General features: G+C 66.3%; 16 protein-coding genes, 1 tRNA gene and 1 pseudogene. 5 read left to right on the top strand and 13 right to left on the bottom strand.

What is annotated here, in order from left to right; all coding sequences use genetic code 11:
• The coding region (locus AC1D1G_RS29695) for an MFS transporter (RefSeq protein WP_477954856.1) at positions 1-266 on the top strand (266 nt) is incomplete at its 5' end.
• Between the two features lie 37 nt (positions 267-303).
• On the opposite strand, the gene AC1D1G_RS29690 is transcribed toward AC1D1G_RS29695, so the two are convergent.
• Complete coding sequence (locus AC1D1G_RS29690; protein WP_005251406.1) at positions 304-1,035, bottom strand: FadR/GntR family transcriptional regulator; 732 nt, start codon at positions 1,033-1,035, stop codon at positions 304-306.
• Positions 1,036-1,202: 167 nt separating this feature from the next.
• On the opposite strand from AC1D1G_RS29690, the gene AC1D1G_RS29685 reads away from it, so the two are divergent.
• The 3 genes from AC1D1G_RS29685 (at position 1,203) to AC1D1G_RS29675 (ending at position 4,328) form a co-directional block, all read left to right on the top strand.
• Entirely contained in the window at positions 1,203-2,597 is a 1,395-nt protein-coding gene (locus tag AC1D1G_RS29685) for a GntP family permease (protein WP_283353736.1), read from the top strand.
• Positions 2,598-2,631: 34 nt separating this feature from the next.
• Complete coding sequence (locus tag AC1D1G_RS29680; protein WP_105415478.1) at positions 2,632-3,183, top strand: gluconokinase; 552 nt, start codon at positions 2,632-2,634, stop codon at positions 3,181-3,183.
• Positions 3,184-3,356: 173 nt separating this feature from the next.
• Entirely contained in the window at positions 3,357-4,328 is a 972-nt protein-coding gene (locus tag AC1D1G_RS29675) for an alpha/beta hydrolase (protein WP_061041955.1), read from the top strand.
• A gap of 56 nt (positions 4,329-4,384) precedes the next feature.
• On the opposite strand, the gene AC1D1G_RS29670 is transcribed toward AC1D1G_RS29675, so the two are convergent.
• Positions 4,385-5,881, bottom strand: a complete 1,497-nt coding sequence (locus tag AC1D1G_RS29670) for an MFS transporter (RefSeq protein WP_283353737.1) — start codon at positions 5,879-5,881, stop codon at positions 4,385-4,387.
• Between the two features lie 64 nt (positions 5,882-5,945).
• On the opposite strand from AC1D1G_RS29670, the gene AC1D1G_RS29665 reads away from it, so the two are divergent.
• A complete protein-coding gene (locus tag AC1D1G_RS29665; RefSeq protein WP_009475022.1) occupies positions 5,946-6,326 on the top strand; it encodes a MarR family winged helix-turn-helix transcriptional regulator in 381 nt (126 codons plus the stop codon).
• Between the two features lie 4 nt (positions 6,327-6,330).
• Here AC1D1G_RS29665 and AC1D1G_RS29660 read toward each other — a convergent pair whose 3' ends face one another.
• The 11 genes and pseudogenes from AC1D1G_RS29660 to AC1D1G_RS29610 all read right to left on the bottom strand — a co-directional run.
• Entirely contained in the window at positions 6,331-7,134 is an 804-nt protein-coding gene (locus tag AC1D1G_RS29660) for a transglutaminase-like domain-containing protein (RefSeq protein WP_283353738.1), read from the bottom strand.
• Between the two features lie 51 nt (positions 7,135-7,185).
• Positions 7,186-8,025, bottom strand: coding sequence for an alpha/beta hydrolase (locus AC1D1G_RS29655; RefSeq protein WP_283353739.1), 840 nt, complete (start codon positions 8,023-8,025; stop codon positions 7,186-7,188).
• Positions 8,026-8,095: 70 nt separating this feature from the next.
• Positions 8,096-9,695, bottom strand: a pseudogene (locus AC1D1G_RS29650) (phytoene desaturase family protein).
• A gap of 33 nt (positions 9,696-9,728) precedes the next feature.
• Complete coding sequence (locus AC1D1G_RS29645; protein ID WP_283353741.1) at positions 9,729-10,952, bottom strand: cytochrome P450; 1,224 nt, start codon at positions 10,950-10,952, stop codon at positions 9,729-9,731.
• Positions 10,953-11,055: 103 nt separating this feature from the next.
• Positions 11,056-11,132, bottom strand: a tRNA-Met gene (locus AC1D1G_RS29640).
• 61 nt (positions 11,133-11,193) lie between these two features.
• On the bottom strand, positions 11,194-11,832 hold the full coding sequence (locus AC1D1G_RS29635) for an LON peptidase substrate-binding domain-containing protein (protein ID WP_037230959.1): 639 nt from the start codon (positions 11,830-11,832) through the stop codon (positions 11,194-11,196).
• A complete protein-coding gene (locus AC1D1G_RS29630; RefSeq protein WP_007297214.1) occupies positions 11,832-12,305 on the bottom strand; it encodes a DUF309 domain-containing protein in 474 nt (157 codons plus the stop codon). The genes AC1D1G_RS29635 and AC1D1G_RS29630 overlap by 1 nt, the downstream gene beginning before the upstream one ends.
• Before the next feature lie 16 nt (positions 12,306-12,321).
• Positions 12,322-13,071: an ESX secretion-associated protein EspG gene (locus tag AC1D1G_RS29625; protein ID WP_283353742.1), complete on the bottom strand. Its 750-nt coding sequence runs from the start codon at positions 13,069-13,071 to the stop codon at positions 12,322-12,324.
• A complete protein-coding gene (locus AC1D1G_RS29620; protein WP_283353743.1) occupies positions 13,068-14,396 on the bottom strand; it encodes a hypothetical protein in 1,329 nt (442 codons plus the stop codon). Before AC1D1G_RS29620 ends, AC1D1G_RS29625 begins: the two co-directional genes overlap by 4 nt.
• A 3-nt stretch (positions 14,397-14,399) precedes the next feature.
• Positions 14,400-14,981, bottom strand: a complete 582-nt coding sequence (locus tag AC1D1G_RS29615; RefSeq protein ID WP_283353744.1) for a DUF3558 domain-containing protein — start codon at positions 14,979-14,981, stop codon at positions 14,400-14,402.
• Positions 14,981-15,296: hypothetical protein (locus AC1D1G_RS29610; protein WP_477954852.1), on the bottom strand; the 316-nt coding region annotated here is incomplete at its 5' end. The genes AC1D1G_RS29610 and AC1D1G_RS29615, both read right to left, overlap by 1 nt.

Genomic DNA, 15,296 nt, shown 5'->3' with positions numbered 1-15,296 from the left:
CGTGGGGCCCCGTGGTGTGGGTCTTGCTCGGCGAGGYGTTCCCCAACCGCATCCGGGCCGCCGCCCTGTCGCTCGCCGCGGGCGCCCAGTGGGCGGCGAACTGGCTGATCACCGTGACGTTCCCGTCCATGAAGGACTTCTCGCTGGGAATCTCGTACGGCTTCTACGCCGTGTGCGCGGTGCTGTCCCTCGTCTTCGTGTTGCGCTGGGTCAAGGAGACGAAGGGCGTGGAACTCGAAGCCATGCATTCGGATTCGGTCGCGTAGGACTTACCGCGCTGCGAAGAAGGCACCCGCGAGTAGCTCACTCGTGGGTGTCTTCTTCGTCCTTCATCTGCTCGACTGCCGTCGCGGATTCGCTCACGATCGCGCGCATGGCCGCCTCCGCCGCGTCGGCGTCGCCCATCTGAATGGACGACGCCACGACGCCGTGGAGGCGGATTGCTTCCGTCTCGGCGACGTGCGGCATCAGTGAGTGCCGGGTGCGGCCCTCGAGCACTTCCACGACGATCTGCGACATCGCGCGCAACAGGGGATTCCCCGACGCGGTCAGCAGCGTGCGGTGAAAATCGGAGTCGTGGGCCAGGTAGGCGTCCGTGTCCGCGGCGCGGGACGTCGACGACATTCCGATGACGGCGGCCGTCAGCGCCCCGCACTGTTCGGGTGTCGCGCGTGTCGCCGCGAGACGCGCGGCGAGCGGTTCGATGCCCGACCGTAGCTCGCTCAGGCTCGACAGCTGTTCGAACCGCTGCGGGCCGGCCAGCTTCCACCGAATCACGCTCGGATCCAGTGAATTCCAGTGCTCCTCGCCCAGGACGGTGATCCCGACGCGACGTCGCACGGCCAGCAGTCCGAGGGATTCAAGAACCCGGACCACCTCGCGGACGACGGTTCGGGAGACGGAGTACTGGGTGACCACGTCGTCGGCGGAGATCCGGGTGCCGGGTGCCACGACGCCGGCCACGATGTCGCTACCCAGCCGATCGAGCACCGTTTCGTGCAATTGCCGGTACTCGCCGCCGTCTGCGTTGGTCATCCGCCGATGTTCCCACGGTTGCCTCCATTGAACACACGTTGGCACGACATCCAACCTCTAAGTAGTACTTAATAAGTCCGGGGCTTGAAATCATATGGTTTATGGGGCACAGTGACGTGAGTCACGAATAAGGGTAATTCCATCACCGATCTCCCTGGAGCAACAGAATGAGTACCGCGTCACTACTCGCAGCGGCCGACAGTGCCGGTCACGACGCGCGGCTGATCACGGCTGCCGTCGTCGGCGTCGCCGTCATCATCGCGCTGATCACCTGGCTCAAACTCCACCCGTTCCTCGCGCTGTCGATCGGCGCCGTCGGCGTCGGTATCGCCGCAGGTCTGGGCGGGCAAGACTCGGTGAAGGCGTTCGTCGAGGGCTTCGGGGCCACGATGGGCAGCGTCGGAATCCTGATCGGATTCGGTGCCATGTTCGGCAAGTTGCTCGCCGATTCCGGTGGTGCCGACCGCGTCGTCGACACCCTCGTCGGACGGGCAGGCCCGCGGACGCTGCCGTGGATGATGGCGCTGGTCGGCGCCGTGATCGGCCTGCCGATGTTCTTCGAGATCGGCCTCGTGCTGCTGATGCCCGTCATCATCCTGGTCGCGCGGCGTTCGGGGTTGTCGTTGATGCGGATCGCGATTCCCACGCTGGCAGGTCTGTCGGCCATGCACGGTCTCGTTCCGCCGCACCCCGGGCCCCTGGTCGCGGTGGCGGCCCTGAACGCCAATCTCGGACTCACCCTCGCCCTCGGCGTCCTCGTCGCGATTCCCACCGTCGTCATCGCCGGGCCGCTGTTCAGCAAGCTGGCGGCACGCTGGGTGGACGTCCCCGTCCCCGAGCTCTACGTGACCGTCGAGGACCGGGAAGGCGCCGAAGCCGCCGCCGAGCGTCGCCGGCCCAGCTTCGCCGCAACACTGTCCGCCATCCTGTTGCCTGTCGTCCTGATGCTGGGCAAGGCGGTCGCCGACGTCATCGCCGCCGACTCGGAGTCGCCCGCGAAGGCGCTGCTCGACTTCCTCGGAACGCCGGTCGTGGCCCTCGGGCTCGCGGTGCTCGCCGGGATGGCGCTTCTCGGCCGCGGTGGCGGCATGGACCGCAAGGCCATCGCCGTCTCGCTGGAGAGTTCACTGCCCCCGATCGCCGGAATCCTCCTCATCGTCGGCGCCGGCGGCGGATTCAAGCAGGTCCTGATCGACACCGGCATCGCCGACGTGATCGCCGACGCGATCAAGGACAGCGCCCTTCCCGTGCTGTTCCTCGCCTGGCTCGTGGCCGTGCTCATCCGCGTCGCCACCGGATCAGCCACCGTCGCGACCGTCACCGCTTCCGGCATCCTCGCACCCGTCGCCGCCGAACTGACCTCCACGCACGTCTCGCTGATGGTGCTGGCGATCGGCTCCGGCTCGCTGTTCCTGTCGCACGTCAACGACGCGGGATTCTGGTTGGTGAAGGAATACCTCGGCGTCACGGTGGTACAGAACCTGAAGACGTGGACGGTGATGGAATGCATCATCTCCGTCACCGGTCTCGCCGGGGTCCTCGCACTGAGCGTATTCATCTAAAGGGGGCTGAGAAATGTCGAGTGAGGTTGGTGAGATGCACGTGAGTACGCGCGAACCTGCAGGACGCACGCCGCAGACGGTAGATCCGGTCCTGGTGCTGATGGGGGTGTCTGGGTCCGGGAAGTCGACGGTCGCGGGAATCATCGCCGGCGCCATGGGCTGGGACCTCCAGGAGGGAGACGCCCTGCACCCACCCGCGAATGTCGCGAAGATGGCGTCGGGGCAGCCGTTGACCGACGAGGACCGCTGGCCGTGGCTCGATGTCGTCGCGGGGTGGATTCGAGAACACACCGAGAACGGTCTTCCCGGGGTCATCACCTGCTCGGCGCTGAAGCGCAGCTACCGCGACGTGTTGCGGGGCGACAACGTCGTCTTCGTGCATCTCGCCGGGTCGCGGGCGCAGATCGGGGAACGGCTGACCGCCCGGCTCGACCACTTCATGCCCCCGTCGTTGCTGGACACGCAGATCTCGACGCTCGAACCGATCGAGCCGGACGAGGACGCGATCGTGGTGGACGTGGGCGGATCGCCCACCCAGGTTGCGACCGAGATCATCGCTCGGCTGGAGGAGCGACTGGCTCGGTGAACCTCCCGCAATCGGACGGAAATCGGTCGAAGTCGCTCGGCAACGGGCGACTTCGACTTACCGTGGCGGGAGGTCTCGGAGAGCGGACGTGAGAAGTTTCGCGTGCGTTTCTCTCCGGATCGCCCTAGGGTGTCCACTTGGCTGGACAAGCGTCCGATACAACGGAGGGCAGTATGCGAACGCGTGAATCGATCGTGTGGCACTGGGATGTCAGTCGCCGGGCGCGCATGACGTTCTGGTTTGCCAGGGCTTTCGTCAAACCGCTGTTCACGATATGGCCGACGACGGACCGCGGCATCGAATTGCTGGCGACCCTCGACGAGCTGATCGACCGGCTTCCCAAGCCGAAGGGCCTCGACATCGAGGCGATCTCGCTCGGCGGGGTGCCGTGCGAGAAGATCACCCATCCGCGACCCACGGTCACGTCGATGGACGGCGCCACCATCCTCTACTTCCACGGCGGCGGATTCGTGTTCTGCGGGCTCGCCACCCACCGGGCACTGTGCGGACTGCTCGCCGCACGTTCGGGTGCGCCCGTCGTCTCGGTCGAATACCGGCAGCTTCCCAAGGGTGCGATCGGGGCGTCGCTGGTGGACGCCATGACCGCGTACACCGAGGTGCTGAAGGTCTGCGACGACCCCAGCAGGGTGATCGTCGCGGGGGACTCGGCGGGTGGATATCTCGCGATGAAGGTCGCGGAAGTTGCCGCGTTGCGGGGCCTCACCCGCCCGGCGGCCGTCATCGGGTACTCCCCGCTGCTCAACCTCGACCTCGAGGATCACGACCCCGATTTCATGAAACGTGACGCCTACCTGCCGATGTCGCAGGTGGCCAAGCTGAAGGATCGCTGGCTGGCCGGGCCCGATCAGATTCCGGGCGCCCAGTCCCCGGTGAACGCGGACCCGGCACTGTTCCCGCCTGTTTTCCTCACCGCCGCCGAATACGAGATCATGCGGCCCGACGTGGAGATCATCACGGACCGGTTCGATCGGGAGGGGCGGCAGATCGAGACCCACATCTGGAGTGGGCAGATCCACGCGTTCCCTGTGATCGGCAAGGTGCTGCGGGAGAGTCGCACGATCATCGGACTCACCGTCGACTTCGCGTCCCGCGCGCTCACGGAGTCGAAGCGGCACTCGGCCTGAACGATGTGAACGGCAGAACGGGTGGGCCTGTGCCCACCCGTTCTGCCGTTCGGGTCTCACGCGGGGTTGAGCACCCTGCGCAGCAGCGGTGACACCGTGATCAGCAGTCCCAGCAGTGCGACTCCCGTGACGAGCACGAGGCCGGAGTGGAACTGGTGGAACCCGGCGCCACTGATCCCGGCGGCCGTGTGCGAGCCGGCGGTGACGAGTGCGGTGGTGAGTGCCAGCACGAGCGCGGCACCGACCTGCGCGGACGTCTGCACGAGGCCTGACGCCAACCCCTGCTCGGAGTCGTCGACGCCCGACGTGGCCTGGGCCATGATCGACGTGAAGCCCAGTGCGAAACCGACGCCCAGCAGCAGCACGCTCGGCAGGATCGCGACCGCGTAGTGGGGCTGGTCGCTCCCTGCGAAGAGGAACCACAGGTAGCCGAGGCTCAACGAGGTCAGTGCCGCGATGATCATGCGTGCCGTGCCGAACGCGTCGATCAGGCGTCCGACGAACGGCGACCCGAAGGCCACGATGATGCCGGCGGGCAGGAGACCCAGCGCCATCTCCAGCGGCGACCATCCGAGCACCGACTGCAGGAAGATGGTCATCATGAACTGGAAGCTCAGGTAGGAGCCGAACAGCGCGATGATGCTGAGGTTCGCCCGCACGATCGAGCCGACCCGGAGGATGCTCAGACGCACCAGCGGGTGCGCCACCCGGTTCTCCACGACGAAGAACGACGCCAGCAGGGCTGCGGCCAGAGCGAACGAGCCCAGCGTGAGCGGATCGGCCCAGCCGCGGGCCGGTGCCGACACGACGGTGTAGACGGCGAGCAGCATTCCCGACACCAGCGTGGCGGCGCCCACGATGTCGTGTCCGCCGTTGTCGGCGGCGCGGTCGCGGGGGATCAGGACGGCGCCCGCGACCAGGGCGAGGACCGCGAACGGCACCGGCATCAGGAAGGTCCAGCGCCACCCGGCGCTGGTCAGCAGTCCGCCCAGGATCAGGCCGGACGAGTAGCCGCTGGCTCCGAAGACGGAGAAGATCGACAGCGCCCGGTTGCGGGCGGGCCCCTCCTTGAACGTGGTGGTGAGGATGGACATCGCGGTCGGTGCGGTGAACGCCGCGGCGAGACCCTTCACGAAGCGGCTCGCGATGAGTAGCGTGCCGTTGTCGACGAGTCCGCCGACCAGGGACGCGATTGCGAACACGGTGAGTGCGATCAGGAAGACGCGGCGGCGGCCGAGGAGGTCGGCAGTGCGTCCGCCCAGCAGCAGCAGACCACCGAATCCGAGTACGTATCCGTTGATGATCCATTGGAGTGAGGTGGTGGACAGCCCCAACTCGGTTCCGATGGAGGGCAACGCAACACCCACCATCGAGACGTCGAGACCGTCGAGGAACATGACGAGGCACAGCACGGCCAGGACGCCCCAGAGGCGGGGTGTCCAGGCCTGGTCGGTCGACGGGGTGGCGGTGGCGCCCGACGAGATGGCGAGGTCCGGGGTGGCGTCGCTGATAGTCACAGGGAGAATGTAGATGCATGTGCAATCAGTGCGCAAGCACTAATTTCGTTTGCATTTAATTCGCTTGCACCTTTTGCGGACGCGCGCTAAGGTGCGGAGCATGAGCTCTGAAGCAGACCTGCGCGGCACGTGGCGGCTGCTCGCGAGCAGATACAACTCCATCGCCTGCGAGTTGGATCGTGAGATGCAACACGCCCACGGTCTGAGCATGAGCGATTTCGAGACGCTCGACCGACTCATGGACGCCACCTGCGAGCGGCCCCGGATGCAGGACCTCGCGGCCGAGATGTACCTCAGCCCCAGCGCCCTGTCCCGGAGCGTGGCCCGGCTGGAAAAGGCGGGCCTGGTCGCGAGGGCGCTGTGCGAGGCGGACCGGCGAGGTGTGTTCGTCGACGTCACCGACGCCGGCCGTGAGGTGCACGCCGACGCCAAGAAGATTCAGGTGGGCGTGCTCACCGAAAGGCTCTCGGACGCAACCTGACCCGTCAGGTCAGTGAGGTGGGTGTCGCATAGTCGTCATACGGGAACTCGCCGTCGACGACGGCAGTCACCACGGTGTTTTCGAGCGTGATCGCCCCGCCGTGATTGTCCAGGAATGCCGTGTCCGCGGCGTCGCGACCCGTCGCGATCCGCAGGAGTGCCGAACGCGGCGCCAGTCGGGTCGCGTCGACCACACGCCATTCGTCATCGACGAACGCCTCGACGACAGCATGGAAGTCCATCGGATCGCACCCCGGCGCGTACACGGCCACCAGCCGCGCCGGAATGGTGACGGCCCGCAGAAGCGCTACCGTGAGGTGGGCGAAGTCACGGCACACGCCCGCCCCGGACAGCATCGTGTCGACGGCGCTGTCGGTGGATCTGCTCGAACCCGCCTGGTACAGCAGTCGCGATCCCACCCAGGTGGTGATGTCCTGCAGCAGTTCCGAGTGCGGCTTGGACAGATTGAATTCGCCGCCGGTGAAGCCGAAGAACTTGTCCGCCTCCGCATATCGGCTCGGGCGCAGATACTTCGACAGGTCGTAGTCGGTGACCGGAGGCGAATCGGCCTTACCCAGAACGGAAGCCGAGTACTCGACGTGCAGCGAGCCGGGTGCGCTGTCCAGGAGGTGGACGCGAGTACCGTGCTCCGCCACCATCTCTCGTGCCTCGACACGGTTACCGTCGAGGGCGAACGTCAACGATTCCGACAACTCCGAACCGGGCGTCCGGGCCACCGCGATCTTGAATTCGAGACTGGTGGCGTCGGTGACCTCGATGTCGAGAGTGGCGCTGACGTGACGTTTCATCAGCCCATCCTGGCATCCATCGTCCGGGGGTGCAGAACACCCCCGACGAAGTCAGGCCTGTACGCGCGGCCGCAACCACTCGACGAGGTCGTCGAGTACCTCCTCGTTCTCCGGTTCGTTGAACACCTCGTGGAACAGGTTTTCGTAGATTTCCACCGTGAGATCCTCCGAACCGACGTACTCCGCGATCAGTTCCGTGCCGTGCACACTCGCGAGTCCGTCGTCCTGGCCGTGCTGGAGAAGCAGGGGAATCGTCAGCGACGGCAGACGTTCCGGCAACCGTTCGGCGGCGAGGATCATTCCGCGCGCAATCCCGGCAGGCACCTTCCCGTGGTGGACGAGGGGATCGTCCTCGTAAGCCGACACGACCGCAGGATCGCGGGAGACCAGTTTCGCGTCGAGCGACTCGACGGGCACTCCGGGAAGGAAGCGACCCACCAGCTTGCCGATCTCGACCACGATGCGCGGCGTGCCGCTCGTCACGTCGACCGCAGGCCCGGACAGCATGAGTGCCTTCAGGTCCTGCTGGTGGTCGAGTGCGTAGGTCAGCGCGATGGAACCGCCCATGCTGTGCCCGATGAGGAACCGGTCGGTGCCGGGCCAGTCCGTCGACGCGATGCCGAACAACTGGTGCAGGTCGTCGGTGAACTCGCTCCAGTCCTTGAGATGGACCCGTTTGCCGCCCGACCGCCCGTGCCCACGGTGGTCGGGCGCGTAGATCGCGAGGTCGAGTTCCCCGAGCCGTTCGATCACATGGTCGTAGCGCCGGGCATGCTCCCCGAAGCCGTGGCACAGAACCAGCACGCCGCGCGGGCGCCGCTCGGGGAGCCACACGTCGTAGACGATGGGAATTCCGCCGACGCCGGCGAAGGATGATTCTCGATGCTGCATGATGCCCCTTCGTGGTCCGAATTCGACGACTCAGATCATTGCACGGTGTGGTACCCCGGCACGGGACAAATTAGGGTATCGGTCCCTTCGACAACAGGTCGATCACGGCGCGCGACGTGCGCCGCCGCAGCCACCCGCGCGGTCCGCCCTCGCCCAGCGCGGCGCGGGCGGCGTTCAGGCCCGACACCCCGTGTACGCCGCCACCCGGGTGCGCGGAGGCGCTTCCCAGGTACAGGCCCTGAACCGGCGTCTCCGAACGGGACGTGCCCGGCCCCGGGCGGAAGATCAGCTGCTGATGGAGTTGCGCCGTCCCGCCGTTGACGGCACCGCCCACGAGATTCGCGTCGGCCGCCTCGAGATCCGACGGGCGCTGGACGACCCGTCCGACGACCCGCTCCGAGAAACCCGGTGCGTGCGCCTCGAGGACCTCGTCGACTCGCGCGGCCAGCAGATCGGCGGACGCGTCGTCGGTGATGTCGCGCGGTAGATGCGTGTACGCCCAGGCGCTTTCGGTGCCCTCCGCCGACCTGGTGGGATCCGCGGTCGTCATCTGCCCGAACAGCAGGAACGGGCTGGACGGGACGGTGCCGGTGGTCAGGTCGGCCATCCAGTGGACGAGTCCGTTGTCGTCGGCGCCCAGGTGGACGGTGCCCGCACCGCGCAGGCTGGGCGAACGCCACGGAATCTTCTGCGACAAGGCGTAATTGACCTTCAGGACCGGCGTGTCCCACTCGAAGTGCGCGAGGTCGGCCCGCACGCGGGCGGGGACGGCGTGGTCGGGAAGCAGCGACCCGTACAGCGCGGGCGCAGAGACGTCGGCGATCACCGCCCGACGTGCCGTGTAACGGCCACCCGACGCCGTCCGCACCCCCACGGCGCGACCCGACCGGACGTCGATGCCGGTCACGGCGTCGCCGTAATAGAAGCGCGCACCCGCGTGCTCGGCCCGGCGCACCATCGCGGCCGACAACTCGCCCGCGCCGCCCACCGGAACGGGGTAACCGCCGTCCTGGGCGAGCATCGTCAGGATGTAACCCATGACACCGCTGCCCGGTGCGTCCGGAGGGGTGTCGGCGTGCATCGCGTTACCCAGCAACAGAAGTCGTGCCGCCTCGCTGCGGAACAGTTCATGGGCCATCCGCCGTGCGGGCAGGAGGAGGAATCGGGCCAGCCGCAACGACTCGGCGGTCCCCAGCTGTCGCAGCAGTCGGCTCGGGCCACGCACGGGCGGGAACGGGCTGAACAGGGTGCTCAGCAGCGGTTCCTTGATGTCGTGCCACTGCTCGACGAGCGCCGTCCACGCGGCGCCGTCACCAGGTTGACGGCGTTCGAGGTCGGCGGCCGTATCCGCGGGGTCGGGATGGATCACCGGCGCGTCCTCGTCGGCGGCCGAGCGGGCGTGCCCCGAGCGCGCTGGGCGCGTGACTCCACCGAAGACCGTGCGACTCGAGATCGAGACCGCGGAGCGCCGGCGACACGGTGGACAGGGGATAGAACGCGCTGAACAGGTCCGACGTGAAGCCCGGGACGAGTTCCGCCGACCTCACCGCACCGCCGGGCGTCGGCTGCGCCTCCACGACCGCGACGTCCCAGCCCGCATCCGCCAGGGTCGCGGCAGCGACGAGTCCGTTGGGASCGGATCCGATGACCACTGCGTCGACGTTGTTCACCCGACCAGGCTGTCAGAAAAGGCGGCGCTCCGCTCAGAGGGACGAGGGCGTGAACGACACCGGCAGGTGCTTGAGCCCGTTGATGAAGTTGGAGCGCAGGCGCTGCGCCGGTGCCGTCTGTTCCATATCGGGCATACGACGCAGAATCTCGCTCAGCATCACCTTCATCTCCGCGCGAGCAAGGTTGGCGCCGAGGCAGAAATGGTGACCACCGCCGCCGAACGCAATGTGCTGGGAATAGTGGCCGGTGGGCCGGTCGATGTCGAACGTGTAGGGGTCGTCGAACACGGCCTCGTCGCGGTTTCCCGACATGTGCCAGATGACCACGCGGTCTCCCTCGGAGATCTCGACGTCGTGCAGCACGGTGTCCGTGGTCGCGGTCCGGCGGAACTGCATGACGGGTGTGGCCCAGCGCAACCCCTCCTCGATCAGAGCGTCGAGCTTGGACGGATCCTCGAGAACCTTCCTGCGCTCCTCGGGATTCTCCATCAGTGCCAGCTGGGTGTGTGAGATGGCGTTGCGGGTGGTCTCGTTACCCGCGACCGCGAGGAGCATGAAGAACATGTTGAAATCCAGTTCGCCCAGCTTCTCGCCGTGTACATCGGCCTGGATGAGAGCTGTCGCGATGTCGTCGCGCGGGTGCTTCTTGCGGTCCTCGAACATCTCCAGGCTGTACGCGAACATCTGGGCCGCCGCCGCCCGTTCCTGCCCTTCCTCGAGATGGAATTCCGGGTCGGACGAGCCGATCATCTGATTAGTTAGATCGAAGATCAGCTTGCGATCTTCCTGGGGCACCCCCAGGAAATCGGCGATCGCCTGAAGTGGGAGTTCGGAGGCGACATCGACGACGAAGTCGCACTCGCCGCGCTCGATCACCGCGTCGACGATGGTCGTGGCCCGACGCGCGAGAATCTCGTGCAGCTGGCCGATGCGGCGGGGCGTGAAACCCTTGCTCACGATCTTCCGCAGCACCGTGTGGTCCGGTGGGTCCATGTTCAGCATCATCAGCTGCTGACCCGCCAGGTCGTCCGAGCTCAGGTCGTCGATGTAGGTGGCACCCCGCCACGACGAGTACGTCTCGGCGTCCCGGTTCACCGTCACGATGTCGGCATGCCGGGTGACGCACCAGAACGGGTCGCCGCGCTCGTCGAGGTGCCGGTAGACCGGGGCCTCCCGCCGCAATACGGCGAACATCTCGTGGGGCACGCCCTTCGCGAAGGTGTCCGGGTTGTAGAGATCGACGTCGGCGAGCTGCACTGTCCCTCCTGAGGCCTCACGTACGAGAATACGTTCTAGTCCTGGAGGATGTGGAACAACGAAAAACGGCTCCGGAGAATTGAATCTCCGGAGCCGTTTCCAGTGGTAGCGGGGACAGGATTTGAACCTGCGACCTCTGGGTTATGAGCCCAGCGAGCTACCGAGCTGCTCCACCCCGCGTTGCATTGACAACACTACACCCTTCCCGGAGTGCTCTTGACCAACCCCGGGGAGGGCTAGGTCACATCAGCCGGAACTGGACCATTTCGATGGCGTTCTCGATCGCCTCGGACACCTCCCGCAGGCGTTCGTCCGCGCCGGCCGCAGCGAGGATCTGCAGGCGGTCGGCGTCCCCCATCGGAATGTAGGTGGCGATCTCGTAGAGCCTCGTGCCGAGCGACCCGCGGAAACCGCCGATGACGGGAACGTCGGGCGGGACGTTGCCGGTCTCCGTCGCGAGACGGCGGAGGAGGCCGTACAGGAATTCGAGTCTCTCGATGAGGGACGGGAATTCGTAATCCGCTGTCTGGGTGCCGGTGTTCTCGTCCGGCCACACATCCACCTCGGCGATCGGATACGGGTTGTCGGGCAACCACTTCGACACCTTGATCCGTTCCTCCGTGCGGCAGAACAGCTCGTACCGCCCGTCGCCGATCGACGCGTGCGACTCGATCCGCGCGATGGTACCGACGTCGTGGCGGACATCGCCGCCGCCCACCTCGTTGCCGCGGGCAATGAGAACGACCCCGAAACGGGGACCGTCCGGTGCGTCCAGGCAGTCGCGGACCAGTTCCTGGTAGCGGGGTTCGAACACGTGGAGGGGGAGCTGCTGACCGGGCAGCATCGTCGAGCCCAGCGGGAACATGGGAAGCAGAGTCATCAGGGGATTCTCAATCGGGGTACGGGCGTCGCCGGCAGCGGGTCGACGCGATCGATCTCGTCCGTGAGGTGTTCCGACCACGTCAGGAGGCCGGCGATGTCGAGGCCGTGCGGCGCCTCCACCTCGTAATGCCGGATCCGGTCGTGGCCTTGGCGCAGCAGTGACCGCGCACCGGTCTTGTTGCCCCGCATCAGATGGGTGAGACCCACCGCGAGCTGGGCGAGCCCCTGCCACAGTTCCCGCTCGTCCTCGGGGGCGATCTTCCACGTGCCCTCGAGGATCTCGTGGGCATGGAACGGCATGCCGTGGTCGAGTAGCCGCTGAGCCTCGGTGATCGCCTCGTCGGGTGGTAATCGGAGGTCGTCGGGGATACGCGGCACCCCCTCGGCGTCGTGCGGCAGGGGTCGGCCGAGCTCATCGCGGGGGCGCGCGTTGAGGGGTTTCCCAGTCCCGTCCCTGTCCCGATCGGTCATGGGACAAGGGTAACGCTCAGCCGCGGGTCGGCGAAGGGTTGGCGAGGGCCGCCGACACGCGTTTCGACAGCTCGTCGCGAACCAACCGGACTGTCGCGGACCGCAGGTGAACGCGGTCGTCCTGGTGATAGAGGTACCGGCCGTCCGCTTCGACGTCGATCCAGGTCAGTTCACCCAGAACGGGCTCGTCGAGCCCGTTGCGAGCACCCCGGATGCAGATATACCCGATTCCGGTCCGTGGCCGGCCCACGATCCTTCGCAGAAGAGTGCCGTCGGAGGCTCGGGCGTTCTGCAGGACGGAAGTACCGCTGCTTCGGTTCTCGAGGTCGTCGGGGTGCGCGGTCAGCGACGGGGTCCGTCCGGGCGCGCAGCCGGGCAGGTCTTTCAGGAGTTGGGTGGTCAGCCAATCGACGCCCGCGGTGCCGGCGTCGATCCGGATGTCGCCGCGGCCCGGTGCGCCGCGCAACTGTTCGGCGACGACAGCGACCCTGCCACGGATGCTGCCCCTCCGGCGAAGCCCCGACTCGAGTTCGGGGGAGGGGGCGAGCACCGTGACGGACAAGTGCGGATCCCGGAGCGCCTGGATCGCGGCGACCAGTTTCGGTTCGTCGAGCGCGGTCCGCCACTGCTCCAACTCGCGTTGCTGGAGGGCGTACTGGTCTTCCGTCGCGGCCGCGGACCGGTATTGCAGCGGGTACGGCATCCGGTCGAGATCGGTTGCCTCCCAAAGGCACATGAACTGGGCTGACGTCAGCCGCCAGTTCATGCGCCGATCACCGGGGGTGCGACGGGGTCGAGTGTGCCGATCAGTTCGTTGCCGTTGTCGACGGTGATGAGGTAGCTCGGCGTCTGATGCTCCGTGTCGCCATCGCCGTTGCCGCCTGCTCGACCGGGTGCACCCATCATCCCGGGTGCCATACCCATTCCGGGACGACTCATGCTCGGTTTCACCGGGGTCGCCGCTGCAGCAGCGGCAGCCGCCCCTGCGCCGGCCGCGGCGCCACCGGACGGGATCGGGCCACCCGGAACCACACCGCTCGAGTTGGACTCGGACTCGCGCTTGTCATTCTTCCGGCGCGCGCTCGACGCCGAACCCCCCACGCCCGATCCGCCGGCACCGGACCCCGAACCTCCGACGAGTCCGCCGCCATAACCCGCGGCGCCCGCGCCCGTGCCCGACTGCGAACCCGCGCCGGCCGCATTCTGCGCATTCGCAGCGGCAGTCTGTGCGGCCGAGCCGGATCCAGCCCCGGCGCCCATACTGGCAGCGGCTTCGGCATTCGCTGCGGACGTAGCCGCGGCATCATCCCCTGCGGAATCCATGTCCGCCGGGTTCTCCCCGTTCGCCGACGAATCGCCCTCGCCCGACGCAGAGGAGGTATTGCTGTCGGTTGTGCCCCAGGAACCGGGACTGCCCGAGTTCGGCACAGTGAAGTTCGGATCGACGGAATCGATCCTGCCGTTGGGTGAGTGTGGCGCAGGAAGGACCGGCACATTCGTGCCCACGTCTTGGTAATTCGGGACGTAGATGTTCTGCAGCTTCCGAATGGCCTCTTCCCTCGCCGCATCCCGCGCTGCTTCCTGAGCCTCTGCGGCAGTAGGTGTGAGGGGAAGAAGGCTGAGGGGTTGCTCCGACATCGGTGCGGGGATGCTGTTTTTCACGTCCTGCGCAGCACTGCTGAGAATGTCGAGCTTCACGCCAATTGCTTGAACGCCCGAGGTCAACTGGTCACTCGCACCCGCTAGGGTATCCGTCGCCGCGAGTGCCGCGTCGGCGGCCGCGCCCTCCCACTTTTCGGCAATCGTGTTCTTGAGCAGGGCAAACCCGAACCCGATGGGTAGTGAGCCGACGATGGCATGGCAAGCCTGAGCGAGATCCCCGATGATGCTCGGATCCATATCCCGGGTCTTCGCATAAATCTCCGAGTGTTGCCAGCCCTCGAAACTCTCCATCGTGGTGATGTAAGGCGGATCGATCGCATCCGATCCAAGCTGCTCCGCCGACCTCTGCAGCTTGCTGCGGTGCTGATCGCCGGCCCCATTGGGCAGCACGGCATCGAAGAAGGGGGCGAGGGGGTCCTGCGGTGCCATCGGTCAATCCCCCTTCGGGATAAACGGCTCAATGATCCGGGCGGTGTCCTCGAGTCCTGCGCACCATTCCGTCTGTGGGGAGGGCCCTGGGGTGTCTTTGAGAATTAGACGCGAGACGATTAGGACTCCGTCGGGGGTCTCCACGGAAACTGCGCATTCGTCACTTTTTTGGGGTTCCCACTCGAGTAGCGCTCGCCGCCCGTGGATCTCGGTAGTGGTCGCGTAGGACTTTGTCTTTTCTCGTTCTTCATCGAAGGTGATGTTTCCCGAGAGGACGTTCAAGCCGTAGCGCCTTTGCGGTGTGTCGTAGCTACAGCCCAGGAAGGTGTAGGAGTCGGGCGTGAAGTCGGCGTTCTGTTCGCTCTTCGGGTCATAACCCGCCTCGATAAGCGCGGCATCGGGAACGTCGAGGCAAGGGTCAAATGAAACTTGAGGTCGGTCGGATTTGTCGATGTGTCTCGGTACTCGCGTGGTCGTCGACGCGGAACCTGTATGTTCGGTTTGCCCGGTCTCAGCCTGACTGCTGCAGCCGGCCAATGCGATAGCTGCCAGCGCGACCGTGATCCGAATAGCCGACGGGGCCATCAGCTGACCTCTCCTTGAACCGAACTAAGGGCAGTCCGGATTGCGCTATCGGTGTCCGCAAACGCATCACCACCGGCCGCGAAGGTGTCGCGCACTACCATTACGGTGTCGCGGAATTGTCGGAGCCTCTCGACTACCGAGCCCGATCCAGTGCCGCCGTTGAGCTTGTCTTGGTACTTGCCTTGCAGTTCGACTGCAGAGTCGAACCCACCGAAGCCCGAGACTTTGCTCAGTTGGTTTGCCTTCTTGAGCGCGTCATCGAGCTGCTCGATCATCGTGTTGCAGATGCCCACGCATCGTTGGATTGCGTCATCT

This window comes from Rhodococcus sp. P3_B8, assembly GCF_056402775.1.
Note: the sequence above shows the minus strand (reverse complement) of the source record. Positions and strands in the feature narration are given on the sequence as shown.